This window comes from Microcystis wesenbergii FACHB-1317 (genome assembly GCF_014696875.1).
Classification (GTDB): domain Bacteria; phylum Cyanobacteriota; class Cyanobacteriia; order Cyanobacteriales; family Microcystaceae; genus Microcystis; species Microcystis wesenbergii_A.
On record NZ_JACJQV010000228.1, the window covers coordinates 31,942 to 57,803 of the forward strand.

Below are 25,862 nucleotides of genomic sequence, written 5' to 3' on the forward strand. Positions count from 1 at the left end.
ATTTTTTCCCCTAGCTGTCAGGGACGATCTAGAAACTTTCTTAATTTTTAGGCATTATCCGCAACTTTTCCCTAAATATAGATTTGTTGATCTCCTGACAAAAACCTATGGGTGAAAAAAAACGAATTGGAATTCTCACCAGTGGTGGCGACTGTGCGGGTTTAAATGCCGCCATTCGTGCCGTTGTCCACCATGCCAGTGGCAATTATGGCTGGGAAGTGGTGGGTATTCGAGAAGCAACTAACGGATTAATTAACCGTCCCCCCAAAACCACTATCTTTGATATTGAAGGAGTCGATCGCCTGTTGGTGATGGGAGGAACAATTCTCGGTACTACCAATAAGGGGGATCCCTTCGCTTTCCCGATGCCGGATGGAACCCTGATCGATCGCTCTCAGGACATCATCGACGGCTATCATAGTCTGGGACTGGATGCCCTGATCGGCATCGGTGGCGATGGTAGTCTGGCGATTTTGCGCCGTATTGCCCAACAGGGAGGCATTAATCTGATTGGTATCCCCAAAACCATCGATAATGATGTGGGAGCTACAGAAGTCTCCATCGGCTTCGATACAGCTACTAATATCGCCACAGAAGCCCTCGATCGCCTCCATTTTACCGCCGCTAGTCATAACCGGGTAATGATTCTAGAAGTTATGGGTAGAGATGCCGGCCATATCGCCCTGGCTGCCGGTATTGCGGGGGGGGCCCATATCATTCTCATTCCTGAAATTCCCTACCGATTAGAGAAGATCTGCGAGAAGATCCGGCAACGGCAGCGTATGGATAAACAGTTTTCTCTGATTATTGTCTCCGAGGCTGTGCGTACCGAAACTGGCAATCGCCTAGTGCAAAAGGAAGCCCTAGGGGAAGATCGTCTCGGGGGTATCGGTCGCTATTTAGCCGAAGAAGTTGCCAGGGAAACCGGGGCCGAAACGAGAGTGACTTTCCTGGGCCACATTCAACGGGGGGGTATTCCTTCTCCGATGGATCGCTTACTGGGGGCGGCTTTTGGCGTGGCGGCCGTGGATCTGATCGCCCGGGGAGAATTCGATCGCATGGTGGCCTGGCAAAATCGGCAAGTGGTCAGTGTTCCCATTGAGGAGGCGATTAAAACCTATCGCGTCGTCGATCCCGAAGAAACTTTAGTCAAAACCGCCAGGGGTTTGGGTATTTGTCTAGGGGATTGAGATTAAATCTAGGGGAATCGGTGCGAGAATTAACCCTTAAGTATCGCCCTTTCCCCACCGATTAAAATTACCCCTCAAATAAAGATAAACTCTGATAATTATTTTTCGGCAATTTCGCCAGTAAACCTAAATGATTAATAGTTCAGTTAATGTAGCAGAAAGATTGTTAGAAATCAACAATCTTGATCGAGAATTATTTAATTATTTTCAAGACAAATTAATTGATTCTGAGCAATTATCTCGTACCCTAGTCAGTTTTCAAGGTAATAAGAACCAACCGGTTTATCGCTGGTATAAATATAAAGAGGGTTTTTCCGTTGATCTGATAGTTTATCTTCTAGAAAAATATGGTATCAAACAAGGAAAAATACTAGACCCTTTTGCTGGCAGCGGAACAACTTTATTTGCGGCGGCGGCCAGGGGTTTATCAGCAGATGGAATAGAACTATTGCCGATTGGACAAGAATTAATTATTACTAGACAAATTTTAGAAAATGGCTTAAATAGTGATGATATACATCGTCTAGAGTACTGGTCTAACCATAGCCTTTGGCAACAGGTAGATGACAAAGTTAAGTTATTAGAATTACCAATTACTCAAGGAGCATATCCCCAAGAAAATCAGGCTTGTATAGAAAGTTACTTAGGGTTGATTGCCCAAGAGAATGAGCGAGTGCAAGCGATCTTAAAATTTGCCTTACTTTCTATTCTCGAATCAATTAGCTATACTAGAAAAGATGGTCAATACCTCCGTTGGGATTATCGTTCTGGTAAACAACAGGGCAAAAATATATTTGACAAAGGAAAAATTTTAGACTTTAAAACTGCCCTACATAGCAAGTTACGAGAAATTCTCGCAGATTTAGAGCCTAGTCAGCAACAATTGGAACTTTTTTCTAGAGATTATCCTCGGGGAAAAATTCAACTATATCAAGGTTCTTGTCTTGAGATTTTGCCAGAGATTTCGTCAGAAAAATACGATTCTATTATTACTTCTCCTCCTTATTGTAATCGCTATGATTATACTCGTATCTACGCTTTGGAATTGGCTCTGTTGGGAATAGATCAACTACAATTAAAACAATTACGTCAACAAATGCTTAGTTGCACTGTTGAAAATAAACCCAAAGAGTTACTAAAAATCAATGAACATTGGTCGCCAGCCATTGCCATAACTGATCGTCAAAAATTATTAGAAAGTATCCTAGGTTATTTAGAGGAATTAAAATCAAGCAAGGCCTTAAATAACCATGGTATTCCTCGGATGATTAGGGGGTATTTTCTGGAAATGTCTTGTCTAATTTATGAATGCTTTCGGGTTATGAAATCCTCGGGTATTTTCTGTATGATTAATGATAACGTGCGCTATGCGGGGGCTAGTATTTCTGTAGATTTAATTTTGTCAAAAATTGCCGAAGAAATTGGATTTAAAGTAGAAAATATTTTAGTAGTTCCTCAGGGAAAAGGTAATAGTAGTCAGCAAATGGGATGTCATGGTAGAGAATCTTTAAGAAAATGTATTTATGTGTGGAGAAAGCCTTAATGGAAAAACCCTATCTCTTGCATTTAAACCAAAGTTGTGATTTGGAGACTACCTATGAAGCTATCCGTTCAGGATTTATTGCTCTAGCCTTAGAAAAAAATCAGAGAGCTACTCCTTTAATTGCAGAAGCAAGAACCTTAAAAATTATTGCCCAAACCGTAAACAATCCTAGAGAGTTACTAAACATCCCAGATATTCAAGCGGCTTTATTAACTGCATCGGGAATTTCTGATAAAGCTAAAAATTATTTACATCCCCAAGACAAGGTAGAAGCAATTCAAGAATTAATTGTCAATTTTCTGGAACCTGCGGGGACTAATTTTGTCGAGGAGTTAGTCTATAGATTTCTATTGATTCGGGGTGACACTTTAGGAGGAATCATGAGAAACGCGGGTGGCTCCTTAGCTCAAAGTAAATTTACTCGTTCTCTATTAGCAACTTTAAGAGTAGCAGGAATTGCTTATGATTGGCTCAATTCTAGTAATAATCAATGGAGAGCAGCGGAAGAAATGACACCTAATCTAGAAATCTTGGTTAGAGGTGTTAGCTGGTTAAATAACAGCCAACCAAGAACAATAATTTATAATGTCAATGTTCCCATTGTTAATAACAACAATATTGATTTGTGCCTTTTAAAATGTGATTCGACGCAATTAGCTAATCAAAAAAACAAAAAACAAACCTTACAATCTCCTGATTTATACATTGCTTTGGGAGAATTGAAAGGTGGGATTGATCCCGCGGGAGCAGATGAACATTGGAAAACTGCTCGTACTGCTTTGCAGAGAATTGATGATGCTTTTAGAAAAATCTCTAAGCATCCTTATACTTTTTTTATCGGCGCTGCTATTGAAACAAAAATGGCTAGGGAAATTTATCAGCAATTAGAGACGAAAAAACTCACCAATGCCGCTAACTTAACCAATGATAATCAACTGGTTTCAATTATGCGTTGGCTATGCCATCTTTAACCTAGTTAACAGCTAGAAAACTAGAACTCGAACAAAGGTAAACTCCGATCCCTATTTTTCGGCAATTTCGCCAGTAAACCTAAATGTTCGTAGGCGGCAGCCGTCACCATGCGACCCCGGGGAGTACGATTAAGATAACCTATTTGTAATAAATAAGGCTCGTACACCTCCTCAATCGTTTTGGCATCTTCTCCCGTGGCTGCCGCTACTGCTTCCAATCCCACGGGTTTACCTTGAAACTGTTCGATCATCGTCTTTAATACTAATCGATCAGTCCAATCTAAACCCATAGAATCCACATTTAATTGATTTAATCCCTCAGCGGCTAACTGGGGGGTGATAATAGTTTCTCCCTTCACCTGCACATAGTCGCGCACTCGTTTTAATAAACGATTGGCAATGCGTGGAGTTCCCCGACTGCGACGGGCAATTTCGATCGCACCCGCTTCGGTAATGGGAATATTAAAAATATTAGCACTTCTGAGCATAATTGCCGTCAATTCCTCAACTGTATAGAAACGCAGACGTTGAATCATGCCAAAACGATCGCGTAAAGGCGCAGTTAAAGAGCCAACTTTGGTAGTAGCACCGATTAAAGTAAAGGGAGGTAAAGAAATACTGCGAATTTTCGCCGCTTGACCCTTGCCAATCGTCACATCTAGGCGATAATCCTCCATCGCTGGGTATAATAGCTCCTCCGTTACCCGATTCAGTCGATGAATTTCGTCGATAAAAAGAATATCCCGGGGTTGAAGATTGATCAGGATGCCGGTAATGTCCCGGGGACGCTCTAAAGCGGGGGCGGCGGTAATGCGGCAATTTACTCCCATCTCGGCCGCTAAAATTAAAGCCATGGTGGTTTTTCCTAATCCCGGCGGTCCGTAGAAGAGCAAATGATCGATCGCTTCTTGTCTAGCTTTGGCCGCGGCGATGGTGACTTTTAGATTAGCCTTTAAGTCCTGTTGACCGATATAATCCTCTAGGGATTGCGGACGAATCTGCGCTTCTGCTTTTTCCGTTTCTTCTATAGTGGGATTGGGAGTGAGCAGATTTTCCTCGGCAGCCGGGGGGGAATTGTGCGATCGTTTGATGGCCATTGTTACAATCAAGAGTCTAGGATATGTTAGCGAAGCGGATTTTGCCTTGTTTGGATGTCAATAAAGGTCGGGTAGTTAAAGGAGTTAATTTCGTCAATCTTCAGGATGCTGGCGACCCCGTGGAGTTGGCCCGCTTGTATAATCAGGCAGGGGCCGATGAGTTGGTTTTTCTTGATATTACTGCTACCCATGAAGATCGCGACACGATTATTGATGTAGTCTATCGTACGGCGGAACAGGTTTTTATTCCTCTGACCGTGGGTGGCGGTATCCAATCCTTAGAAAATATTAAAAATTTGTTAAGAGCCGGGGCCGATAAAGTCAGCATTAACTCGGCTGCCGTGCGCGAGCCGGAATTGCTCGATCGAGCCAGCGATCGCTTTGGGAAACAGTGCATTGTGGTGGCGATCGATGCTAGACGACGTAAGGATGAGCATAACCCCGGTTGGGAGGTTTATGTTCGGGGTGGACGCGAAAATACGGGTATTGATGCTTTATTATGGGCCCAAGAAGTGGAAAAACGCGGGGCAGGTGAGTTGTTAGTTACCAGTATGGATGCCGACGGCACGCAAGCGGGTTACGATCTGGCCTTGACAAAAGCGATCGCGGAAAGGGTGGAGATTCCTGTGATTGCTTCGGGAGGAGCGGGTAATTGTCAGCATATCTACGAAGCATTGACGGAAGGGCGGGCAGAAGCGGCTTTATTGGCTTCTTTGCTCCATTATGGTCAATTAACCATCGCTGAGGTTAAAAATTATCTGCAAAATCAACAAGTACCCGTGCGTTAGCCAGGGAAAATGAGGGACAGATTTGCAGAACTTAATCTAGTGATTGAGTCGCTTTTCCGGGATAAGGATTTCTTCAGGCTTAAACCCAAGAATAGCAAGGTTTAGACCTATTACTGAAAGCTAATGGCTGACGGCTGACAGCCGCGATCGAGCAACCGGCAAAAAATCCCTATTTTTAACTTCCGTCCGATTATCCCTCGGGAAAATTATGTATTAGAATAGAGGAAAGTTAACAAAATTTAAAATATGTTAGTTCCGATTCTCATCTTTGACCTCGGTCTTGTGGCTTGGTCATTGCATCTGATGCAGCAAGCGTTTGACAAGCAAGAGTTTTCCTTGATGCTGGCGGGAACCTTAGTGGCAGCAGCGGCAGCGGCTATGTTAGTAGTTTATTTCCTCATGGGTCACTGTTTAACCTATTTAACCCAAATTCCGGCTCCTGTCTAAATGGAGGCGAGGCGATTGTTTTACCATTGTCAATGAGCGATCGCCTTTTGAGTGACAAATTTTTTTCTCGCCCCCCCTTGACAAAATGATTCTATTTAAGCTATATTCAAAAATGGTCTTCAAGGGGTTATAGCTCAGTTGGTAGAGCACCTCAATGGCATTGAGGGGGTCAGCGGTTCGAATCCGCTTAGCTCCATACAGTTAGGATAAGAGTTTCAGGGTTACTGGAACCAAAAAAGTAACGAGGAGATGGTAAATTGAAAGGGGATTTCTAGTTAGAAAAGTCTCTTTTTACCTCGATACTCTCTCAGGACAAAATTAATAAACCTCTTGCATAATTAATTTTTGAGGGTTCAAAAACGGCAAAAACAAGGATTAAATTACATAAAATCTGGAAATAGACCGTTTAATTGATTATTATTCATTCTTAATTCTGGCTCTTCGGTTTGTCTTATGCAACGGACAGGGTTATAGGGAATGAAACTCTTATAGAGAAAGGCACTTGGCGATTTTTGTCAATTTTTTTCGATCTAGAGCGAACTAATCAATTAAATCTTTTGCCAGACAAGGATTTAGTCGATTTATGCCACCCTATCGAACCATACCAAGTAACGAAGAGCCTTAATTCTCCTGACTACTGACTACTGACTACTGACTCCTAACCCTAACAACAATTTTTGATTTTTACAAGAGGTCTAATGATAGAGCTTTTTAAGCAACTACCTCGTTGGTTGCGGCTAAGTCTAGTTTTTCCGCTCTTATTTCTCAATGGTTGGTTATTATTCCAATTATTTAGCTATCTAGAACCCTTAGTCAGTATTTTTGTCACTGCTAGTTTACTAGCTTTTGTCTTAGATGTTCCCATCAAACTGCTGCAAAGACGCGGGGTTAATCGCAGTGGTTCGATCGCTATTGTCTTTTTAATTGCCCTATTAATTTTGATTGTTTTAGGTTTAATTTTAATTCCCCAGATTGTCGAGCAATTAAGCAGTTTAATCAATAGTTTGCCCCAGTGGATCGAGTCGGGAACCGAACAGATACAAAATTTAGAAAAGTGGGATAAAACTCAGAAATATGCGATTTATATCGAGCAATCAATCACCCAGTTATCGGAACGACTAACCAATGTTTTACAAACTCTTAGCACGCAATTACTCAGCTTTGTGCTGGGAACTATCAACAGTATCCTAAACATTCTCTTTGTTCTGGTTCTAACTGTCTTTCTGGTTCTCTATGGCGAACAAATTTGGGAGGGAATTTTTAGCTGGATTCCTGCTCCCTGGAATTTCAAATTAAGAACGATTATTCGTCAAACTTTTGAAACCTATTTTGCTGGTCAAACCATTTTAGCGGGAATTCTCAGCCTTGCTCAAATTTTTGTTTTTGTGGTTCTCAAGGTCGATTATGCCCTATTATTCGGGGTGGCGATCGGTCTAACTACATTAATTCCTTTTGCCAGTGCCTTCACCATTATTGGCATTAGTACCCTACTGATGTTTCAAGATTTTTGGTTAGGGTTAAAAGTTTTGACCCTGACTATTATTGTCGGTCAAATTAATGATAATGTCATCGCTCCTCGGTTAATGGGAGGTATGATCGGACTTAATCCCGTCTGGATTATTCTATCTCTTTTTATCGGTGGCAAAGTGGCAGGAATTCTCGGTTTATTGATAGCGGTACCCATCGCTAGTGTGCTGAAAAGTACCATCGATATTATCCGCTCACAGCAACGGGAAAAAGAACCGGTAGTTTTCCTAGAAGAAACGGTGAAAAATTCCTCGGAGGAGAGCAAATAATAATAAATCCTGTTTTTTCAGTGAACAGTAAACAGTAAACAGTAATGAGTGAATTGAAAACTCACATCTGCTAACTGATAAGTACCTAAGCAAAATTAATTACACATATCTAACTACCCCTTGCATGAGTGCCTTTTACCTTTTGCCTTTTGCCTTTTGCCTATCCTAACCAAGAAATTAATTCTGCACGACCACTTAACTGATAACTGATAACTGATAACTGATAACTGATAACTGATAACTGTTATGAGCGGCTAATTTCTTCGAGAATAGCCATCGCTTCTGTCACCCTATCCCTAGGGATAAATAAATGATCGTGATAATAACCAGAAATGACATTGACGCTAATTGCTGCTGCGGCCAGTTTCTCGCTAATTACCGCTAAAAATCCCACCGCCGCTAAACTAGAATGCACAGAAAGAGTAATTTGTCTATAAATATATTTGTACTGCAAGCCCGTCCGATCGGCTTGCTGACGGGGAATAATCACCGTTATGCCTTCCTCTTCCTGAAATTGGCAGATAGGGGTTAATTGTAGCTGTTCTAGTCCTGTTGCTGTTAGGGAAGAAAAAACGAATTCTTCGGTATTTAGGACTGGTTTCAGGGATTGGAGCAGAATATCGAGATTAGTTTCGCCTTCCTTTGGTTTTTCTGGCGATTTTTTCGCCGCATCCATACAATGATTGGCAGCAGCGTCAGCCAAACTATTTTTAGCTCGTTCAATCCAGCGCCAGCTAATGCGATCGAATCGGGCAACTAATTGACAAGCACGCTGATAAAAGGGACGTAAACTATCGCTTTTTACCTTCCAGTCTCCCTTAACTTGATTGATGACTAATTGACTGTCTCCGCGAATTTCTAGGCTTTTTAAGCCTAATTCTTGGGCTTTTTCCAATCCAATAATCAATCCCGTGTATTCGGCCTCGTTATTAGTGGCTCTCTCCATATATCTAGTCGTGGTCAAGGAATTACCCTCGGCTAAAACTATTACCGCTGCACCGGCTGCTCTCCCCGGATTGCCGCGAGAACCACCATCAAAATAGAGAATTGCTGAATTATCGGTTTTTTGAGCTTTTTTATCCATAATTTTCGTCAATAAATCTTGTTATCTCCATTTTTATCTCTTTGACAATTCTAGGCGGTAGCGATTCCGGGATCGGCAAAGCGGACAAGGCAACAATAGCAAGATTTTAGCCGATCGCCGCTACCGGGTAACTTTTTTTCTTCAGGTTATTGATAATTATTTGCAGTTGTTGGTTATACTGAGAACATCAGCCTAGAGTTATATTGCTAATAGTTCTCAATTAAAAGCCCCATGAGTATAGACAAATGGCCATCGGAAGGTGAGAAAATCTTCAATCTTAGTGCTTGGGATCCCTGGCAGGTTTACCACCAGATGCAGGCCCTAAACATTGAATGTCAATGCTCGCTCCATCAGCTTTTGCCGGTTCGCATTGATGCCTCCGCTCAACTTTTATAGCTGTGGATTGTCCTGCGACAGGTGGAGGCCTCCCGAGGCTGTTTAATCGCTTGGCTAGAAACCTGTTGGCAGGCATAATCCTTGAGAAAAATTAGCAATCTGAGAGTAAAAAGTGAGAAAGTATGTCAAAATCTGTAACTAGCATGGTTCCCTTTCAAGTGGTCGGTCAATTCCTCGGTTTTGTCCTCAAGGACGGATATAAGGTAAAATACCTGAGAATCAGTGTTGATAAACGAGAATATTGGTTTAAGCCCGAAAAAACACTGCGAGACCACATACCTCTCAATATTGCTCTCCACTCATGGCTAAAAGTGACGGGAGAAAGTAGTCTTTGTTCAAAAAAGGGAAAATTAAAACTGAGGGTACTAGGGATCGAGCATTTATCTGGCGAAAAAACCCCAGAAGTCGCCCCGGCAAAAGCGAAAAAAGCCACCGTCTTAATCTGTCAGAAGTCTGATTGTTGGAAAAATGGCGGTGCGAGAGTTTGCCAAAGGTTGGAGAGTGGTTTAGAGGAAAAAGGACTGGGAGAAGCGGTGAATATTAAATTAACCGGCTGTTTAAAACAGTGCAAAAAAGGCCCGAATCTGGTGGTTATGCCCGATAAAAAGCATTATAATCAGGTAGCTCCCCAAGATGTCCCCTCCCTAATCGAGCGGCATTTTGCCACTTCTGAGCAAGGGAATAGCCTATCAGTCTAACCAGGAATTTAATCGGCGATCGCTATTGACAAACGATCTTTTTTGTGTATCAAAGGGACGAAGTGCCTAAAATTGTAATAAATTAGGGATAGAAAAAGTCAATTCTTGCCGCCGATAATTTATGACTGCTGCCACTGCAACCTTGTTAATTTCTTGTCCTGACCAGATTGGTCTAGTGGCGAAAATCGCTAATTTTATCTACGCTAATGGCGGCAATATTATCCACGCTGACCAACACACGGATTTTTCGGCGGGATTGTTCCTGATGCGGATAGAATGGCAATTAGAAGGGTTTAATTTACCCCGTGGGATGATCGAACCAGCTTTCGCCGCTATTGCCAAACCTTTGCAGGCTAGTTGGTCTTTGCATTTTTCCGATACTGTCCCGCGTCTAGCTATTTGGGTGACAAAACAGGATCATTGTCTCCTCGATTTATTATGGCGACAACACGGGGGAGAAATTAGGGCAGAAATTCCTTTAATTATTAGCAATCATCCAGAATTACACTCAGTTGCCAATCAATTCGGTATTGAGTTTCATCATCTTCCCATTACCGCCGAAACCAAGATTGAACAGGAAGCCAGACAATTAGAGTTACTGCGGGAATACCGGATAGATTTAGTGATTTTAGCTAAATATATGCAGGTTCTCACTCCAGATTTTATTAACTTTTTCCCCAATATTATCAATATTCATCATTCTTTTTTACCGGCTTTTGCCGGAGCTAATCCCTATCAACGGGCTTACGATCGAGGGGTAAAAATTATTGGAGCCACCGCCCATTATATCACTGCCGATCTCGATCAGGGGCCAATTATCGAGCAGGATGTGGTCAGAGTTAGCCATCGCGATACCGTAGGAGATTTAATTCGTCAAGGTAAGGATTTAGAAAGGGTGGTGTTAGCGCGAGCGGTACGTTTACACTTGCAAAATCGCGTTTTGGTTTACGCTAATCGCACGGTAGTGTTCGCTTAAGGTTGCTAGGGTAAGCTCATCTAAAATGGGATAAGATGTACTGGACAAAAAAGACATCATTGCGGGTTAAAAATTAGGAAGTATCGGCGCAATTGACTAAAATAGCAATAGACCAGAGCAGAAGGAAAAATTTATCTATGGCAACCACATCCGAAGATGTATGGCGACTCTTAGCCGAATTAACTGCCGCTCAAAAAGAAACTGACCGACAACTCAAGGAAACTGACAAACAACTCAAAGAACTGGGCAAACAAATTGGGGGACTTGGTGCCAAATTCGGCAGCTTTACCGAAGGACTTGCCCTTCCCTCAATGGAAACGATTCTCAGACAACGCTTTGGTATGGAAGTTGTTAGTCCCAGTGTGCGCGCCAGTAAAGAAGGAAAACACCTAGAAATTGATGTTCTTGCCTATACCAATGGTGAGCTAAATACTGCTTATATCGTTGAGGTTAAAAGTCATGCCAGAGAGGAGTCTATTACACAATTAAAAAGTATTTTGCAACGGTTTCGCCGCTTTTTTCCCGAACACAAAGATAAAAAACTCTATGGCATATTAGCGGCGGTTGATTTATCCCCGGAATTACGGGAAAAAATTCTGCAAGAAGGGCTTTATGTGGCTCGGATTCATGACCAAGTATTTGAATTAGATATTCCCGATAATTTTCAACCTCAAATCTATTAAAACAGGGTAAGCTCATCTAAAATGGGATAAGATGTACTGGACAAAAAAGAGAGCATTGAAGGTTAAAAACTAGGAAGTATCGGCGCGATTGACTAAAATAGCAATAGACCAGAGCAGAAGGAAAAAATTATCTATGGCAACCACATCCGAAGATGTATGGCGACTCTTAGCCGAATTAACTGCCGCTCAAAAAGAAACTGACCGACAACTCAAGGAAACTGACAAACAACTCAAGGAAGTTAGTCAACAACAGAAGGAGACTGAACTACTATTGAAGGAAGTTAGTCAACAACAGAAGGAAAACGCCCAACAACAGAAGGAAACTGACAAACAACTCAAAGAACTGGGCAAACAAATTGGGGGACTTGGTGCCAAATTCGGCAGCTTTACCGAAGGACTTGCCCTTCCCTCAATGGAAACGATTCTCAGACAACGCTTTGGTATGGAAGTTGTTAGTCCCAGTGTGCGAGTCAGTAAAGAAGGACAACACCTAGAAATTGATGTACTTGCCTATAGCAATGGTGAGCTAAATACTGCTTATATCGTCGAGGTTAAAAGTCATGTTAGACAGGAAGATATTACTCAATTAAAAAGTATTTTGCAACGGTTTCGCCGCTTTTTTCCTGAACACAAAGATAAAAAACTCTATGGCATATTAGCGGCGGTTGATTTATCCCCGGAATTACGCGAAAAAATTTTGCAAGAAGGGCTTTATGTGGCTCGGATTCATGACCAAGTATTTGAATTAGATATTCCCGATAATTTTCCACCTCAAACCTATTAAATAACCCTACCCCAGGAAAAACTTTTTCAGTCAACCCTATTGTACTTGTCCGCGCAGAGCATAACGATCTTTTTCTAAACCAAAAGCGAAGAGAAAAGAATGGCGGATAGTGGGGTTAGAAAGAGTAAAAAAGAGCAAGAGAGCAATAACAGCTAATCCTGACGATAAACTAAACATAGTTTCGTAGGAAATTGCTAAAACCCCCAGAATTGGACCAGCTAAGGCTGTTCCCACATCAAAACCGCCGATACAGATAGAATAGGCCCGGCCGCGTTCTTGGGGCCCAGAGCGATCGGAGATTAAAGCCAGTAACATAGGGAATAAAATCCCCCCTCCCGTACCTTCGAGGATAGCGGCTAAAATTAAAGCGGAAGGAGATCGGGCAGAAGATAGAACCAACATGGATAAACCATAGCAAAAAACGCTAATAGTGATGAATAAACCCCGTCCATAGCGATCACTGGCTCCTCCCGACAAAATCCGTCCGATTACGCCCGATAGTGCCGCATAACTGTAGAATAGACCGGCACTGAAAGGGATCTGATTTTCGAGGAGAAACAGGGGTAAAAAAGCGACTAAACCGCCGAATAAAGTACCGACCAATAGAAAAACTAAGGTAGGGACTAAAAAAGCTCGCTCTTGACATAATGCCCAAAAACTGCGCTCGATTGTCTGATTTTCTGCCTTCATTTGGGCTAATTTTTTCTTGAAGTCTGGTTCTTGAATGGAGAAACCCAAGAGAAAGGCGATCGCTCCTGAAGTGGCAGAAACTAGAAATAAACCGTCATAACCGATCGATTCGTAGAGATAACTGCCTAAAGCCGGACCGATTCCCATGCCTAGGGGTGCAGTTAAGCTCATATAACCAATTATCTCCCCCCGTTGACGAACGGGGGAAAAATCCACCACTAGGGTACTGTAACCAGTGGTAAAAGCAGCGATACTGAGGCCATGGTAGGCGCGGACGGCGAATAAAGAGGAAAGATCGCGAAAAAATAGATAACCGAGGGGTGCGGTAGCGGCGACAATAGTTCCAAATAAAACCACTAATTTGCGACTGCGGCGATCGACTAGATTGCCTAACCAACTGCGCGATAAAATTAAACCGATGGCAAAGGCCCCCATGACAAAACCGATATCTTGTTTGCTACCGCCTAGTAATTTAATATAGGTGGGGAGAGTGGGGACGAGAGTGGTGATACTTATCCAGAAAAACAGCGCCGTGACGAAGAGGATCAGTAGTTGACGACGAGTCTCGGCAGTAAGCGATCGAAAAGTTTTGAAAGCGTTCACGACAGTGACCGTCACAGGCAACAAAAAGACCCGGAGATCACGCCAGTCACAAGCATCCCGTATTGCTGCTACCTTCCGGTCCTGACAAGGTTAAGGCGTTGCGATCGCATGAGTCCGAGTCTTTTCCATCATAACATCTTTTTCGGGGATACCGGTATTTTTTTCCGGAGAATTTCCCCTCAATCTAGACTGTGAACGGAAATTTCCTCAACGAGGCGGTTTTTGCAATTGTTGTTGTAGAGAAGTTTCCGGTTCGATCGCCAATCCGCTAAACTGTCGGATTAAGAGTGAAGGACTCTCCCTAGAATCGGCAGCGAGGAAAAATAACCAACGGCTGCCGGGGGTGAGTTGTTCGATGGAATTGAAGTTACTTGTCAACCAAATTACAGGTAAATTAGGCAGATTAGCATTTTTTTGACTAGCTTTTGCCTCTATAGCCGCTAAAGTTTCTAAAATGACCCTTTCCCCCTGAATTAAACCCGTTTCACCCGTCCATAGTCTCACATTTAATTGCCGACGATGGGCATAAAAATAGAGGGAAGCAGCGGCAATAATCGCCCGTTCAAAACTGTCTTCTTGCCAATCACAGAGGGTATCGAGACAGATAATCACTTCCTGTCCTCCCGTCAACACTTCTAATTCCCGAATTTGCAATTCTCCCAAACGGGCGCTAGTTTTCCAGTGAATTAAACGGGTAGAATCACCCTGGCGATATTGTCTCAAGTTACGGGTAAGTCCTTGGCTAGCCCTTTGATAATAGCGATTATTTTCTAATTTTTGTTCCATCTCTTGACCGAGGGAATCGATCAGGGGACATTGTTGTAAGGGTAAAACTTGGGGATAAACTAAAGCTTTAGCCGCTGCTTGATAGCAACGACGACACCAAAATAAACCGAGAGGGGCTGCTGTTCTTAATTGTACTTCTTGCCAGTGATAAATACCCCGTTTACTGGTGGGTAAATAATAGGTCCAACGATGGCAACTTTTGGGGGCAATTGCTTCTATTGGGGTTATTTTTGGCCGATCAAGGACAATTGGCAGCAGCTCTGTCACTTCTAACAGATTTATCGGCTGATTGCTAGTATTTTCTATCTCTAGGCTAATACTAAGATCTTCTCCTGCACTCACGGGTACAATGGCAAGACGACGCACTTTCAGAGGAAGAAGGGAACGACGGGGTAAGATTATCGATAACATTAAAAGAGCGATCGTCGTGCCAGAGATAGCATACAACCATCCCGCCATGGTATTGGTCGCAGCTCCGAAAAAACAGAGGGTAATGCCAATGATTACCCCACCACCGTAAGCGGGTAAGATACCGCGATCTTCTAACCAAGTTTTCATAGGGTTTAGTGGTTTTGTCGTCTTTGCGAGAAAGCTAAAATTCAGGCCCACATCTCTATAATTCCCCCAAAAGCCCTCTGATCAGCGAAGGGAGTCCTATACCTTGCCACTATTGTTATTTTTCTTAACAAAATTTAACAATTGAAGGCAAAATTTTGCTTGCTTTTGTCGGCAGATTTTGGGATAATGTTTTTAAAAGAGTTTATTCATATTGGTAATCTTAGAATTTAAGCTTAAACACAATCATCCCATTATAAGACAATTATAACCCAAGCCGCCGCCAAAGTCAAGCCCTCACTCTTAATTATTTGTCGCCTGAAAAAGTACGGGCGAAGCATTCGGATAGAAAATCTACGGTTTCACCGATAGGTTATTGCCCGAATGCTTCGCCCCTACAGGACGCGGGCCGATGAAGACGCAAGGTTTGGAAGCACGATTCTCTCAAAATCTTGCACCTGTTTCGCAAAAAAAGACCCTAAGACCCTTACCTCGTCTATATTTCACATTTATTCAGCAAGCCCCAATTATTTGTCGCCTAAAACTTTTAATTCTGTGGTCGGTGGGGGGGTGGGGGTATTGGTTAAAAAGAGAACGCTTGATTGTGCATCAAGTACGATCGCTCTTGTTTTCGTTGATTTGTCGGATGATTTCAATCATTTGGGCGTGTCGATCATCCATTCTCTCTAAATGCCGGTAAAAATCGGCTTGAGTCTGATAAAAATCTGATTGTGCGCTGGCTATTCGAGCAAGGTAATCGTAAAGCCCTTTTTGCTCTTGTTTTCGTTCTTCCCGATCCCTAGCTACGGCATCAGCAAGAGCTTGAATTGCCCGGGAGTTTGATTCAACTATTTTCTCAATCCGTTCTAATCTATCTTCTGTCATTTCTGTCTCCTCTCTTTTGGTCTGTTGCGGTCGCTTAATCTTTTTTTGATGCGATCGCTCCAGTGGGAATCCATTCGACAATATCGTTGACTGCGATCCCTTTATCTTTATATCTCTCAAGGATTAAGTCGAAAACTCTAGCACTAGGGAACTGAGAGGGGTCATTTTTCAGTAAGTAGATATTATTCATGCTAATACCAGTATCTTTGGCAAATCGATAGGGAGTTATGCCAAGTCGCTTGATGAGGGAGTCGATCTTGTTTTTCATGGCCATATAGGTATTATACACCATTTATGATATACAAAAAAGTTTAGATGACCTGTTGATATATTACAAATAAATTTGGTAGATTGAAAACATAAGACCTCTTGCAAAAGTCTTAAGTCGATCCTTGTACAGCAACATTTTTGAAGATTATCAACTACTAATAAATAATTAACTGAAAGTCCCTCCCATTATTGTTTCTATCGTTTGTTTTCGGATTTATGCAAGAGGTCTATAGAGAAAAGCGATGGACTCAAGGCCAATCGATGATTCTTGGATGGCTGAACTTAGCAGTGGGTTATGGGATGAACCCAATGACATTCTAGATAAATTAATTAAAATAACAAAGGTTGAAAACCGTGTTTGCGGGAAGCTGCGCCGATTTGTTCCATTTTAGGGACGGTAATTTGATTGCGTCCCCAGGAAAAATTAGTTTGCCAACCCTCCAATTCCAATAAAATCGCCTCAGCAAAACAGGCAAACATTTGACGAGAGGGAATATCCATATTAACGATTTTCATAATTTTCCAGTCAATATCGAGGGAATGCTCGACAATGCCGCCCTTAATCACCGAAATATCGGGGGCATTTAATACCATGCCTAAATTTTTCGGATAACCACCATCAATAATAATGCAGGGGCGCTTGAGTTGATCTGGATCAATTTCCACCCCTTTAGGCATACTAGCCACCCAAACAATGATATCAGCTAGGGGTAAAGCCTCCTCTAGGGGAAGAATTTTACCGCATCCTAACTCCTCTTGCAGAGATTGTAAACGCTCTTGATTGCGTGCCACATAGATTAGTTCTTTTGTATCGGTTTTTTCATTTAACCAACGACAAACGGCGCTGCCGATATCTCCGGTTGCCCCGCAAACCACGACGGTAGATTGAGCTAAATCGATGCCCATTTTGTCAGCGAGGGTTTCTACCTGAGTGCAGATGACGTAAGCGGTGTGGGTGTTACCGGTGGTAAAACGGCCAAAATCTAGCTCGATATTCCGCACCTGTCGATTATCTTTGAGATTAAACTCCTCGAAAATAATTGAAGAAAAACCGCCGAGTGCGGTGATGTTGATATCACTTTTTTGAGCGAGTGCCATGGCATTTAGCACCTTACGAATAGCCGACTTTACCCAACGATTCGACAACATCTCCGGTAAAAAACAGGATTCGATGTATTTTCCTCTGATGGTTTGCCCCGTGATGCTGGTGACATGAAAATCATCGACAATTTGCGGGGGGGCAGCGCACCAAAAATCTAATCCCTGGTTAGCATATTCAGGATAACCTAGATCGTCGGCGACCGATTGGGCGTGTTCTAAACTGGTAAGATGACCTATAAGACCAAACATTGATTGTTCTTTCGTTAGACTAGATGGCACTAGATAAAAATGAGGATATTGCTAAGAAATCGTTAAGACTCTTAAATATAATACACAAAAGAGCCGCTCTGTGTTGAGCGGCAGCAGGGAAAAAAAGGGAAATTTAGAGACTCAAGCTTTAGACAGCAGTTAATCCGTAGGCAGACATCCGCATGATATCACGGGTGCTGAAACCGATATTGCTTAACGCTTCCCCGTAGCTAATCATAAAGTCTTCCACGAGGGCCTCTTTTTCCATCCCGAGGACGCGAGCATCATCCTCGACTTGATTGAGCATTCTCCAGACAATGGGTAGATTAGCGCGATTTGCCGCTTCTAATTCCTCTTTAGCGGTTTCAAAGTTCGCTTTTAGCCATTCTTCGCCAAAATTGAGATGTAAATATTCGTCTTTAACTACGCCTTCGGTAATTTTACGGGCAAAAGGATCAGCAACAGGAATATAAATATTATAGGCAGCGATCGCGAAAGCTTCGATAATCAAAGATTGGATCAATAAACAGGTGACAACTTTACCTTCTGCGTAGGCAATTTGGAAGTTATTGTGCAGAGAGGAAAAGAATTCTCTGGCATACTCCATATCAGGAGTGATTTGCAAATTTTGGCCGCAAGCTTGAAAACCTTTCATGTGACGGTTTTCCATTTTTGCCAGACGGTGTAACTGCTCTTTGTTATCGGCGAGGATTTCTCCTAATTGAATATAATTGCTATTGGCCTCGTGTTCGCCTTCAATAACGATGGCATTAATGCGACTATAGGCTGATTTATAGGTTTCGCTAGTGAAATCAAGCTCTAATGGTACAGCAAGCTCTGGCATAAACTCGATTGACTCCTATTTCTGACGAGATTTTTCCGACGTTCTTTCCAGTCTAGGGTAAGCCTTCTAGATGGAGTGATCTTTTTAAGAGTCTAGCTCGATCGGTCTTTTTTGTATAGGTTGCCCTGAGAGGCTGACTTGCCAAGTTAGCTAGGCAATTTTGATAGCTTTCACCCCACAACCCTAGCACGTTGAACAGCGTTCCTCAAATCGTCTTCGACCTCTTGACCACAGTTTCAACCCTCAAGCACCATAAATAGGAGGGATTAAGAGAATTTCTGCTGCCCCGTTACTGAGTACAAATTAAAGAAACCCCTAATAAATCTAACACCTTTTGTTGCCGAGAAGTCGGTCGAGAAAAACGATAACTTCCCTCTCTAATCGTACAATCTACTCTGTTCAAGCAAATCGTCTTCACTCCCCCTAATCTCTCTTTTTTGCCCAAGATAATTTCCCTTACATATCTTTATTTTCTCTGGGGTTAATTTTTGGTGATTGCTATCAGATTACAACATCTGCTCAAAAACTTGACAGATGCGGGGTTGAAAGCGCTGACGGTGTTTTATTTTTAAAAAAGGGCGCATAAATTCGAGATAGCGAGGGGATAAACCGGAAGTATCGATGACTCGAATCGATCGCAATGTGCCTAATTGTAATTCCTTTTGAACCATCAATTCGGAAATGCCAGCAGCAGCCGAACTATTCTCGATAATCGCTTTCACCATTTCTCCGGTATTTAACAGCAAAGTCACCTTTAATGTCCTTAAATCAATGCCCCAATTCCGTAGTGCTTCCTCGAATCTTTGTTGAGTTCCCGATCCCGATTCTCGCATTACCCAAGGGGTTTCCACTAATTCGGGTAATTCGATCGCTTCTCTTTTATACCAAGGATGAGAACGTCCGACAATAATTAATAGGCGATCGCTGCCGACGATCTCCTGTTCTAAACAATTTGTTAAATCACTCTTGACTTCTCCCTCGATTAATGCTAGGTCAAAACGTCCGTTAGCCGTACCCAGACAGATTTCTTCCGTATTAGCTAGGGTGCAGTTGATCTTAATTGCCGGATAGCGCTCCTGAAAATCGCTAATTTTTGCCGGCAGCCAATAGTTACCAATAGTCAAACTCGACCCTAATTGTAGTTCTCCCCGTTGCAAGTCGTTAAATTCCGCCAGTCCCCTTTCTGTCAAAGTTACCTGGGTGAGAATGCGTTGCGCTTCTAATTGCAGTAAACGTCCTGTTTCCGTGATCTCGATATGACGACCGACGCGATGGAATAATTTCACCCCGTATTCATTTTCTAGGGAGGCAATGGCGGCACTGACGGCCGGTTGGGTGATATATAAAGCTTCTGCTGCTTTGGTGAAGTGGAGATGTTCCGCAGTCGCTAGAAAGATTTCTAGTTGATCTAGGGTCATTCTGGCCATGGCAAGGGGTTTTCCGTCTCTATTGGTCTTTCCATCATTTTAATTTATTAAATCAACAAGAAAGAATATTTGATTTTATTAATGGCTCTTTCTAGAGTGGAAGTAGGGCGATCGAGATCAGAAGACCCGATTAAGAAAAAAATCCTATGACTACCATGATTACTGCCATATCCACAGCAATAGCGGCCTTTATTGCCACCAATCTCGATGACATCCTGATTTTGACGATTCTTTTTACCCAAGTCAATCAACTTTTTCGCCGTCGTCATATCGTTATCGGTCAGTATTTAGGCTTTATCCTGCTGATTTTGGCGAGTTTAACCGGCTTTTTCGGGAGTTTTTTGGTTCCGGCTCAGTGGATTCGTTTTCTCGGTCTTTTGCCGGTGATTTTCGGGATTCGGAGTCTCTGGCAGCGAGAAGAAACCGAGACGGATAATCATCTGGAGGTGGCTGTAGAATCAGCACCTTCTTCTCCTTTGGCGGCCTGGTTTTCCCCTCAAACCGGTGCTGTGGCGGCAATTACCATCGCCAATGGCAGCGATAATATCGGCATTTATCTGCCGCTGTTCGCTAGTAATACCTGGCCAAATTTAGTCACTATCGTCAGCGTTTTTCTGATCTTGGTGGGTGTTTGGTGTTTTACTGCTCATAGGTTAACTCAATTACCGGCGATCGCTAATTTAATTACCAGTCACGGCAGCCACTTTGTCCCCTGTGTGTTGATCGGTTTGGGTGTATTTATAATCAAGGAAAGTCTTCCCCTGGCTTTCTTGGCCCTATCCTTAAGCTATGGATGGGCGCTTCTCCAGCAGCAAGCAGAATCTATTTAGGGTTTGCGGCAAAAGGTTTTTCCTGGGGGCAGGGTGTAGGGTGTAGGGTGTAGGGTGTAGGGTGCAGGGTTTTACCCATTTTCAGGTAAAAAGTCCAGGAATTTTCCCCCCGATCCCTCCAATGTCCGGTACTTTTGGATTTCAAAAAGGTCTAAAAGTCTTATCGAACAATGTTTTTAGATTTATTCAGCAACCCCTATTTAATTTTTGATTCAATACAAATACATCTAAAAAGAGATTTTAGATTTTTTCCATACCATCTATAACTCAAGTGCCATAGAATAACATCATCTTCTCAAGCGCTCACCTTGAAACCGACCCCTAGTCAACTCGATCATGTTATTTTTTCTCAAATCACCAGTGACGGAAAGCAAGACCAGCATTAAACCGAAAAAAGTCAATCCCAATCGAGTCCGCGATCATCTGGCCAATGAACGCACCTATCTGTCTTGGATGCGAACGGCGATCGCATTAATGGGTTTTGGTATGGTTATTCTGCGTTTACGGGCCTTTCATCCTCCTCTGGTTCCCCGGCCCGGTTATGGCTGGAAATTAGGCTTAATGTTTGCTTTAGTGGGTTTATTGACCGTATTTTTGACCACAGCCCATTATTTTACAGTCAGACGAGATATAGATGAAGATACCTACGAACCAGCCGATCGATGGGTGGTACTATTTAGTTTAGCGATCGTTATTCTCGGTGCGGGAATTATCTATTTTGTCGCCACCAGTCCCGATCTGTTGATGGGTAGTATGATGACTTTCGAGTGAACTATGGGGGTTAGGTGGGTTGGAGTAGGCGCCAACTGACCGTGACTAGAACCGTATAAAGCAGTATTTTTAGGGCATTTTTGGGGAAATATTCCGATAATCTTGCTCCCACTACCACCCCCGGTATCCCACCCAACCAGATAGGAAGTACCAGATTCCAATCTACTGTTCCTAATCCCAGATGACCGATGGAAGTACAGGTTAAGAGGATGGACGCTTGCGATAGATCTGTACCGACTAATTTGCGAGAATCAAGGTGAAAAAAGGTCATCAAGACCAATGCAAATAAGGAACCACTGGAAATACTGGTTAAACCGACCAGATAGCCTAAAACTGCCCCTAATATCGTTGTTTTTATCTGACCGGAGCGAGTGGTTAAATCTAATTTTGGCCAGGACCAAGGGGACAAATCGGGAAAAAATAAGGAGATTAGTAGTTCTAGGGCCCCTAGGACAGTCACGATCATCAAGACAAGACCGATGATATGAGGCAACCATTGATCGAGATTGATGGAGCTATTCTGCTGAAAATAGCGAAAACCGACTAATCCTAATAGAGAACCGGGTACACTGCCAATTACTAGCCATTTTACCACCTCTAACTCGATCGTTTGCTGTTGCCAGTGACGAACGGTGCCGACCACTTTCATCAACCCGGCCGCTACCACATCGGAACCCACTGCGGTGGTAGCGGGAACCTGAAATACAAAGATCAATAGGGGTGTAATCAAGGATGAACCGCCAATTCCCGTTAATCCCACGACAATCCCGATAAAAAAGCTAAATATTGTCAATAAAGAATAGTCCATTTTTGCCTCAGTTGTCTCTTTTCTCCGGTGTGTTTCTGGTGGTTAAGAGACAAAATTAGTTAATTAAGCCTTTAGAACCGACTAAAAGAGCAAAAAAGAGTAATAGTAAGCTTTTATCGCTGTTTAATCTTTTAGTCTCTGTTTATAACCAGTAATCTCCCGAATCGAAACTTAATTTTCTTGCTATCTTGTAAAATGTAAGTGTATTTTAATACGATTGCGATTGAATCATGGTTAAAATACGGTCAAACCCTATACATTTTTTTGCCAGAGGATTAGCTACCGTGAGCATCATCATCGAGCGAGTATCGAAAAAATTCGGCACCTTTACTGCTTTAGACAACATCAACCTAGAGATCAAATCGAATCGTCTGGTGGCACTGCTGGGGCCGTCCGGTTCAGGAAAAACCACTCTCCTGAGAGCGATCGCAGGATTAGAACCTCCCGACACAGGCAAAATTATCATCAACGGCAAAGACACAACCCATTTAAATGTCAGAAAAAGGAACATTGGCTTTGTTTTTCAGCATTATGCGCTTTTTAAACACCTGACGGTGCGTCAGAATATCGCTTTCGGTTTAAAGATTCGCAAAGCTACCCCCGACTACATTCAAAAACGAGTGGACAATCTCTTGAGTTTAATTCAATTACAGGGATTAGGCGATCGCTATCCGGCCCAACTATCCGGGGGTCAACGTCAACGGGTTGCCCTGGCCCGGGCCTTAGCGGTGGAACCGGAAGTATTATTATTAGATGAGCCTTTTGGGGCCTTGGATGCCAAAGTTAGAAAAGAGCTACGAGTTTGGTTGCGACAGTTACACGAGGAGGTCCATGTCACCAGTGTTTTTGTCACCCACGACCAGGAGGAAGCCATGGAAGTGGCCGACGAGATCGTAATTTTCAATGAGGGTAAAATCGAACAGGTGGGAACTCCCGATCAGGTGTACGATCATCCGGCCTCTGCTTTTGTGATGAGTTTTATCGGCCGGGTGAATGTTTTACCACCGACCTCGGCTGCACTGTTCGAGCAGCTTGGGGGGGGTACTAATGGAGTCAAGATTTTTATTCGTCCCCACGACCTAGAAATTCTCTCTTCTCCCAATGGGTCTAGCATTGCGGCAAAAGTCGAGCGCATTATCCATCTGGGTTGGGCCATCGATGTGGAATTAATTCTACCGGATCGCTCTCTCCTGATTGCCCATCTGAATCGAGAACAACTGGATCAACTGCATCTCAAAGTTGGGGAGCAAGTTTATGTTCGTCCTCGGGATGCTCGCGTTTTTGCTTAAAAGTAAGGACGTTGCTGATTTGAGGTCTGAATCTTCTTTTGTGGGATTTTTCAAACCTAGACCCAAACTAACTTTTGTACGGGAACCTGCACGGTTGGCATTCATACCTTATTCAGCAACGCCAACTTTTTTAGAATAGATTGGGATCGACACCGATCGCCCCTTCACCGTCCGCATCTTGCAGGTTAGCACCGTCTAACCGAGCATTAGTGAGATTGGCCTTCTCTAAGTCAGCTTTTTGCAGATTGGCGTTGGTTAAGTTTGCTCCTTGCAGGTTAGCTTTTTCTAAATCTGCACCTAAGAGATTGGCCTTGCTTAAATCGGCTCCCGCTAGGAGAGTTTTGCCGAGGTCGGCTCCCTGGAGATTAGTCCCTTTGAGGTTAGCACCTTGTAAGTTTGTTCTTTCTAGATCCGCTTGACTGAGGTTTGCTCCTTCTAGATTGGCCGAGGACAGGTTTAAATCTTTGAGGCTAATTCCGTTAAAGTCACAACCGACACAGGCGTTAGTTGCCTGTAGTTTTTGCAGATTAGCCGCGGCGGCAGCCGGCTCGACCAGAGTAATTTTTGCCGGTGCGCCGCCAGTGGGGGTAACGGCCCTGGCGATGGCAGGATGGAAGCAAGAAAAAACTGTGATTAGCAATAGACAGAAGGCTGTCAGTAGCGATCGAGTGACGAGGCCTGTAATCGGTTTCATCGTTTTTGATCTCCTTGAGTGATCTTTTTGAGTCTCTGTTTTCACTCTAGGCAATGGCTTTAATAAAAACAAATATTCTTTGTTTTCAAATCCATAAATTACCTTTATGCAAAGCTGGGAAACCCCCTCGCCTTCCATCACTTTTATTTATTAAAACGACAATTAAGAATATTTGCTTTTATGCTTGTCTCGTACCTAAGATGATATTGGACACAATCAGGAATCCCGTGTTAAACTGCCTCGATAAGATGATGTCACTCTCAAAGCCCTTCACTATATAATCTAATGGTAATACAATCGGTCAGTTTAACAGTTAAGGACTATAAGTCTAACCTTCCCGTGGCTATCTTGTGTGGTGGCAAAGGAACCCGACTGCGGGAAGAAACCGAATTTCGACCTAAACCGATGATTGCCATCGGAAATCGGCCAATTATTTGGCATATCATGAAAACTTATGCCCAATATGGGCTAACTGACTTTATGCTCTGTCTAGGGTACAAAGGGGAAATAATCCGGGACTATTTCTTTAACTATGATTGGAATCAAAGTGATGTCCTCTTAGAGTTAGGCAATAAAAAAGTGACCAAACTCGATAGTGGACACGAGGAGGAAGACTGGCGTATTTGGTTAATTGACACGGGACAGGAAACCATGACGGGAGGTCGTCTTAAACGTCTCACCCCTTATATAGATCAAAGCGGAAGTGAGCTCTTTTTAGCTACCTATGGGGATGGGGTTTGTGATGTGAATATTGCGGCTCTGTTGGACTTTCATTACTCTCATGGGAAATTAGCCACGATGACGGCGGTTCGTCCTTCTTCTCGCTTTGGCGAGTTAATCATTGAGGGTAATTTAGTCACTCAATTCCAAGAAAAGCCCCAAACGGCTGAGGGATGGATTAATGGGGGGTATTTTGTCTTAAATCGCAAGGTTTTGGATTTAATTGAGGGAGATGCGACGACTTTTGAAGCACAGCCCCTAAGAACCCTGGCTGCTTTGGGAGAACTCGCCGTCTATAAGCATGATGGGTTTTGGCAGTGTATGGATACTTACCGAGAAATGGAAATGCTCAATCACCTTTATGACACTGGACAAGCTAGATGGAAAATATGGTAAAGGAAGCATTTTAGCCTGGCAAAAAGGTCTTTATTACTGGTCATACCGGCTTTAAGGGGTCTTGGCTGGGGTTTTGGTTACTCCATCTGGGGGCAGCGGTAAAAGGCCTCAGTTTAGCTCCTAATGGGACTTAAACAAATTTCAAGCCCAAACAAAGCCTAAACTGGCTTTGTAAGCGGCAAACACATCCCGATTCTCGGTCAGCCACTCAAAGAAACGGAAAGACATCGCTGTCCGAAAAGCTTCTAAAGCTTCCACAAAAGTGTTTAAAGGTCGATTCGCCCACCGCCTTTGCAATCCCCCAGTTAACTTATGCCACAGGATAAATGTATAGGCACAAAACACCAAGATAAAATGACGAAGTAAGCTTCGTTTATCCCTGACTTGGTATTCCCTTAACCCTAACCATCCTTTGGCTTCTCGGTAGAATACTTCCACCCAATTTCTTTCGGTGTAAGTCCTCACTATCCACGACGCTGTTACTGTATCTG

Annotated in this window: 27 protein-coding genes, 1 tRNA gene, 1 other RNA gene and 2 pseudogenes; 18 read left to right on the forward strand and 13 right to left on the reverse strand. The window is 43.0% G+C overall.

Features of this window, described 5'->3' with window-relative positions:
- Nucleotides 1–107: 107 nt before the first annotated feature.
- The 3 genes from H6F92_RS23785 to H6F92_RS23795 all read left to right on the forward strand — a co-directional run bounded on the left by H6F92_RS23785 (nt 108) and on the right by H6F92_RS23795 (nt 3,704).
- On the forward strand, nt 108–1,190 hold the full coding sequence (locus tag H6F92_RS23785; protein WP_190359744.1) for an ATP-dependent 6-phosphofructokinase: 1,083 nt from the start codon (nt 108–110) through the stop codon (nt 1,188–1,190).
- A 130-nt stretch (nt 1,191–1,320) separates the two neighbouring features.
- Nucleotides 1,321–2,733, forward strand: a complete 1,413-nt coding sequence (locus tag H6F92_RS23790) for a DNA methyltransferase (RefSeq protein WP_190359745.1) — start codon at nt 1,321–1,323, stop codon at nt 2,731–2,733.
- On the forward strand, nt 2,706–3,704 hold the full coding sequence (locus H6F92_RS23795; protein ID WP_190359746.1) for a type II restriction endonuclease: 999 nt from the start codon (nt 2,706–2,708) through the stop codon (nt 3,702–3,704). The genes H6F92_RS23790 and H6F92_RS23795 overlap by 28 nt, the downstream gene beginning before the upstream one ends.
- A gap of 20 nt (nt 3,705–3,724) precedes the next feature.
- On the opposite strand, the gene ruvB is transcribed toward H6F92_RS23795, so the two are convergent.
- A complete protein-coding gene (ruvB, locus tag H6F92_RS23800) occupies nt 3,725–4,801 on the reverse strand; it encodes a Holliday junction branch migration DNA helicase RuvB (protein ID WP_190359747.1) in 1,077 nt (358 codons plus the stop codon).
- 23 nt (nt 4,802–4,824) lie between these two features.
- Here ruvB and hisF point away from each other — a divergent pair, with 23 nt between their 5' ends.
- The 5 genes from hisF to H6F92_RS23820 all read left to right on the forward strand — a co-directional run bounded on the left by hisF (nt 4,825) and on the right by H6F92_RS23820 (nt 7,832).
- Entirely contained in the window at nt 4,825–5,589 is a 765-nt protein-coding gene (gene hisF / locus H6F92_RS23805) for an imidazole glycerol phosphate synthase subunit HisF (RefSeq protein WP_002796072.1), read from the forward strand.
- 246 nt (nt 5,590–5,835) lie between these two features.
- Entirely contained in the window at nt 5,836–6,036 is a 201-nt protein-coding gene (locus H6F92_RS23810; RefSeq protein ID WP_002796074.1) for a hypothetical protein, read from the forward strand.
- Between the two features lie 123 nt (nt 6,037–6,159).
- Nucleotides 6,160–6,232, forward strand: a tRNA-Ala gene (locus H6F92_RS23815).
- A 250-nt stretch (nt 6,233–6,482) separates the two neighbouring features.
- On the forward strand, nt 6,483–6,677 hold the full coding sequence (locus tag H6F92_RS27150) for a hypothetical protein (RefSeq protein WP_072024799.1): 195 nt from the start codon (nt 6,483–6,485) through the stop codon (nt 6,675–6,677).
- A gap of 57 nt (nt 6,678–6,734) precedes the next feature.
- Nucleotides 6,735–7,832: an AI-2E family transporter gene (locus H6F92_RS23820; RefSeq protein WP_190359748.1), complete on the forward strand. Its 1,098-nt coding sequence runs from the start codon at nt 6,735–6,737 to the stop codon at nt 7,830–7,832.
- Between the two features lie 244 nt (nt 7,833–8,076).
- Here H6F92_RS23820 and H6F92_RS23825 read toward each other — a convergent pair whose 3' ends face one another.
- A complete protein-coding gene (locus H6F92_RS23825) occupies nt 8,077–8,916 on the reverse strand; it encodes a reverse transcriptase-like protein (protein WP_052275962.1) in 840 nt (279 codons plus the stop codon).
- A gap of 231 nt (nt 8,917–9,147) precedes the next feature.
- Here H6F92_RS23825 and H6F92_RS23830 point away from each other — a divergent pair, with 231 nt between their 5' ends.
- From H6F92_RS23830 to H6F92_RS23850, 5 genes are all read left to right on the forward strand, one after another.
- The gene (locus H6F92_RS23830) at nt 9,148–9,312 is read left to right on the forward strand and encodes an Asr1405/Asl0597 family protein (protein ID WP_167341537.1); all 165 of its coding nucleotides are present in this window, start codon (nt 9,148–9,150) and stop codon (nt 9,310–9,312) included.
- A gap of 122 nt (nt 9,313–9,434) precedes the next feature.
- The gene (locus tag H6F92_RS23835) at nt 9,435–10,010 is read left to right on the forward strand and encodes a (2Fe-2S) ferredoxin domain-containing protein (protein ID WP_052275961.1); all 576 of its coding nucleotides are present in this window, start codon (nt 9,435–9,437) and stop codon (nt 10,008–10,010) included.
- Between the two features lie 121 nt (nt 10,011–10,131).
- On the forward strand, nt 10,132–10,986 hold the full coding sequence (gene purU, locus H6F92_RS23840; RefSeq protein ID WP_052275960.1) for a formyltetrahydrofolate deformylase: 855 nt from the start codon (nt 10,132–10,134) through the stop codon (nt 10,984–10,986).
- A 137-nt stretch (nt 10,987–11,123) separates the two neighbouring features.
- Nucleotides 11,124–11,669, forward strand: a complete 546-nt coding sequence (locus tag H6F92_RS23845) for a DUF3782 domain-containing protein (protein WP_052275959.1) — start codon at nt 11,124–11,126, stop codon at nt 11,667–11,669.
- A 133-nt stretch (nt 11,670–11,802) separates the two neighbouring features.
- A complete protein-coding gene (locus H6F92_RS23850; protein ID WP_190359749.1) occupies nt 11,803–12,453 on the forward strand; it encodes a DUF3782 domain-containing protein in 651 nt (216 codons plus the stop codon).
- 36 nt (nt 12,454–12,489) lie between these two features.
- Here H6F92_RS23850 and H6F92_RS23855 read toward each other — a convergent pair whose 3' ends face one another.
- The 8 genes from H6F92_RS23855 to H6F92_RS23890 all read right to left on the reverse strand — a co-directional run bounded on the left by H6F92_RS23855 (nt 12,490) and on the right by H6F92_RS23890 (nt 19,863).
- A complete protein-coding gene (locus H6F92_RS23855) occupies nt 12,490–13,761 on the reverse strand; it encodes an MFS transporter (RefSeq protein WP_190359750.1) in 1,272 nt (423 codons plus the stop codon).
- Nucleotides 13,762–13,770: 9 nt separating this feature from the next.
- Nucleotides 13,771–13,867: signal recognition particle sRNA small type (gene ffs / locus H6F92_RS23860), an RNA gene on the reverse strand.
- An 86-nt stretch (nt 13,868–13,953) separates the two neighbouring features.
- Nucleotides 13,954–15,090 carry a DUF58 domain-containing protein gene (locus tag H6F92_RS23865; RefSeq protein ID WP_190359751.1) on the reverse strand — a complete coding sequence of 379 codons (1,137 nt, stop codon included), beginning with the start codon at nt 15,088–15,090 and terminating at the stop codon, nt 13,954–13,956.
- 606 nt (nt 15,091–15,696) lie between these two features.
- Nucleotides 15,697–15,972, reverse strand: coding sequence for a hypothetical protein (locus H6F92_RS23870; RefSeq protein WP_002787027.1), 276 nt, complete (start codon nt 15,970–15,972; stop codon nt 15,697–15,699).
- A 34-nt stretch (nt 15,973–16,006) separates the two neighbouring features.
- Nucleotides 16,007–16,240 (reverse strand): helix-turn-helix domain-containing protein, encoded by a 234-nt coding sequence (locus H6F92_RS23875; RefSeq protein WP_190359752.1) that lies wholly within the window; start codon nt 16,238–16,240, stop codon nt 16,007–16,009.
- A 332-nt stretch (nt 16,241–16,572) separates the two neighbouring features.
- Nucleotides 16,573–17,592 (reverse strand): long-chain acyl-[acyl-carrier-protein] reductase, encoded by a 1,020-nt coding sequence (locus H6F92_RS23880; RefSeq protein ID WP_190359753.1) that lies wholly within the window; start codon nt 17,590–17,592, stop codon nt 16,573–16,575.
- A 148-nt stretch (nt 17,593–17,740) separates the two neighbouring features.
- Nucleotides 17,741–18,436, reverse strand: coding sequence for an aldehyde oxygenase (deformylating) (locus tag H6F92_RS23885; protein ID WP_190359754.1), 696 nt, complete (start codon nt 18,434–18,436; stop codon nt 17,741–17,743).
- A gap of 506 nt (nt 18,437–18,942) precedes the next feature.
- Nucleotides 18,943–19,863, reverse strand: a complete 921-nt coding sequence (locus H6F92_RS23890) for a LysR substrate-binding domain-containing protein (protein WP_002787117.1) — start codon at nt 19,861–19,863, stop codon at nt 18,943–18,945.
- Nucleotides 19,864–20,009: 146 nt separating this feature from the next.
- On the opposite strand from H6F92_RS23890, the gene H6F92_RS23895 reads away from it, so the two are divergent.
- Both H6F92_RS23895 and H6F92_RS23900 read left to right on the forward strand, forming a co-directional pair.
- Nucleotides 20,010–20,693 (forward strand): cadmium resistance transporter, encoded by a 684-nt coding sequence (locus H6F92_RS23895; RefSeq protein WP_190359755.1) that lies wholly within the window; start codon nt 20,010–20,012, stop codon nt 20,691–20,693.
- 336 nt (nt 20,694–21,029) lie between these two features.
- Nucleotides 21,030–21,464 carry a YidH family protein gene (locus tag H6F92_RS23900; protein WP_002794271.1) on the forward strand — a complete coding sequence of 145 codons (435 nt, stop codon included), beginning with the start codon at nt 21,030–21,032 and terminating at the stop codon, nt 21,462–21,464.
- 10 nt (nt 21,465–21,474) lie between these two features.
- Here the strand turns inward: H6F92_RS23900 and H6F92_RS23905 are convergent, their stop codons facing one another.
- Nucleotides 21,475–22,272, reverse strand: coding sequence for a sulfite exporter TauE/SafE family protein (locus tag H6F92_RS23905; RefSeq protein WP_190359756.1), 798 nt, complete (start codon nt 22,270–22,272; stop codon nt 21,475–21,477).
- 284 nt (nt 22,273–22,556) lie between these two features.
- Between H6F92_RS23905 and H6F92_RS23910 the strand changes: the two genes are divergently transcribed.
- Nucleotides 22,557–23,561 carry a sulfate/molybdate ABC transporter ATP-binding protein gene (locus tag H6F92_RS23910; RefSeq protein WP_190359759.1) on the forward strand — a complete coding sequence of 335 codons (1,005 nt, stop codon included), beginning with the start codon at nt 22,557–22,559 and terminating at the stop codon, nt 23,559–23,561.
- A gap of 130 nt (nt 23,562–23,691) precedes the next feature.
- Here H6F92_RS23910 and H6F92_RS23915 read toward each other — a convergent pair whose 3' ends face one another.
- Nucleotides 23,692–24,255 (reverse strand): pentapeptide repeat-containing protein, encoded by a 564-nt coding sequence (locus tag H6F92_RS23915; RefSeq protein ID WP_190359757.1) that lies wholly within the window; start codon nt 24,253–24,255, stop codon nt 23,692–23,694.
- A gap of 285 nt (nt 24,256–24,540) precedes the next feature.
- Here H6F92_RS23915 and rfbF point away from each other — a divergent pair, with 285 nt between their 5' ends.
- Nucleotides 24,541–25,371, forward strand: coding sequence for a glucose-1-phosphate cytidylyltransferase (gene rfbF / locus H6F92_RS23920; protein WP_190359758.1), 831 nt, complete (start codon nt 24,541–24,543; stop codon nt 25,369–25,371).
- Between the two features lie 32 nt (nt 25,372–25,403).
- A pseudogene (locus H6F92_RS26885) lies at nt 25,404–25,502 on the forward strand (CDP-glycerol glycerophosphotransferase); the annotation flags it as partial.
- Between the two features lie 10 nt (nt 25,503–25,512).
- Here the strand turns inward: H6F92_RS26885 and H6F92_RS23925 are convergent.
- Nucleotides 25,513–25,862 (reverse strand): annotated as a pseudogene (locus H6F92_RS23925) (IS701 family transposase); the annotation flags it as partial.

Excerpts from the sequence above, each read along its gene's own strand:
- H6F92_RS23850 (WP_190359749.1), top strand. The coding sequence starts at position 11,803 with ATGGCAACCACATCCGAAGATGTATGGCGACTCTTAGCCGAATTAACT.
- H6F92_RS23880 (WP_190359753.1), bottom strand. The coding sequence starts at position 17,592 with ATGTTTGGTCTTATAGGTCATCTTACCAGTTTAGAACACGCCCAATCG.
- H6F92_RS23830 (WP_167341537.1), top strand. The coding sequence starts at position 9,148 with ATGAGTATAGACAAATGGCCATCGGAAGGTGAGAAAATCTTCAATCTT.
- H6F92_RS23845 (WP_052275959.1), top strand. The coding sequence starts at position 11,124 with ATGGCAACCACATCCGAAGATGTATGGCGACTCTTAGCCGAATTAACT.
- hisF (WP_002796072.1), top strand. The coding sequence starts at position 4,825 with ATGTTAGCGAAGCGGATTTTGCCTTGTTTGGATGTCAATAAAGGTCGG.
- ruvB (WP_190359747.1), bottom strand. The coding sequence starts at position 4,801 with ATGGCCATCAAACGATCGCACAATTCCCCCCCGGCTGCCGAGGAAAAT.
- H6F92_RS23865 (WP_190359751.1), bottom strand. The coding sequence starts at position 15,090 with ATGAAAACTTGGTTAGAAGATCGCGGTATCTTACCCGCTTACGGTGGT.
- H6F92_RS23885 (WP_190359754.1), bottom strand. The coding sequence starts at position 18,436 with ATGCCAGAGCTTGCTGTACCATTAGAGCTTGATTTCACTAGCGAAACC.
- H6F92_RS23785 (WP_190359744.1), top strand. The coding sequence starts at position 108 with ATGGGTGAAAAAAAACGAATTGGAATTCTCACCAGTGGTGGCGACTGT.
- H6F92_RS23820 (WP_190359748.1), top strand. The coding sequence starts at position 6,735 with ATGATAGAGCTTTTTAAGCAACTACCTCGTTGGTTGCGGCTAAGTCTA.
- H6F92_RS23795 (WP_190359746.1), top strand. The coding sequence starts at position 2,706 with ATGTATTTATGTGTGGAGAAAGCCTTAATGGAAAAACCCTATCTCTTG.
- H6F92_RS23900 (WP_002794271.1), top strand. The coding sequence starts at position 21,030 with ATGTTATTTTTTCTCAAATCACCAGTGACGGAAAGCAAGACCAGCATT.
- H6F92_RS23890 (WP_002787117.1), bottom strand. The coding sequence starts at position 19,863 with ATGGCCAGAATGACCCTAGATCAACTAGAAATCTTTCTAGCGACTGCG.
- H6F92_RS23895 (WP_190359755.1), top strand. The coding sequence starts at position 20,010 with ATGACTACCATGATTACTGCCATATCCACAGCAATAGCGGCCTTTATT.
- H6F92_RS23875 (WP_190359752.1), bottom strand. The coding sequence starts at position 16,240 with ATGAAAAACAAGATCGACTCCCTCATCAAGCGACTTGGCATAACTCCC.
- rfbF (WP_190359758.1), top strand. The coding sequence starts at position 24,541 with ATGGTAATACAATCGGTCAGTTTAACAGTTAAGGACTATAAGTCTAAC.
- H6F92_RS23825 (WP_052275962.1), bottom strand. The coding sequence starts at position 8,916 with ATGGATAAAAAAGCTCAAAAAACCGATAATTCAGCAATTCTCTATTTT.
- H6F92_RS23835 (WP_052275961.1), top strand. The coding sequence starts at position 9,435 with ATGTCAAAATCTGTAACTAGCATGGTTCCCTTTCAAGTGGTCGGTCAA.
- H6F92_RS23790 (WP_190359745.1), top strand. The coding sequence starts at position 1,321 with ATGATTAATAGTTCAGTTAATGTAGCAGAAAGATTGTTAGAAATCAAC.
- H6F92_RS23905 (WP_190359756.1), bottom strand. The coding sequence starts at position 22,272 with ATGGACTATTCTTTATTGACAATATTTAGCTTTTTTATCGGGATTGTC.
- H6F92_RS23870 (WP_002787027.1), bottom strand. The coding sequence starts at position 15,972 with ATGACAGAAGATAGATTAGAACGGATTGAGAAAATAGTTGAATCAAAC.
- purU (WP_052275960.1), top strand. The coding sequence starts at position 10,132 with ATGACTGCTGCCACTGCAACCTTGTTAATTTCTTGTCCTGACCAGATT.
- H6F92_RS23810 (WP_002796074.1), top strand. The coding sequence starts at position 5,836 with ATGTTAGTTCCGATTCTCATCTTTGACCTCGGTCTTGTGGCTTGGTCA.
- H6F92_RS23915 (WP_190359757.1), bottom strand. The coding sequence starts at position 24,255 with ATGAAACCGATTACAGGCCTCGTCACTCGATCGCTACTGACAGCCTTC.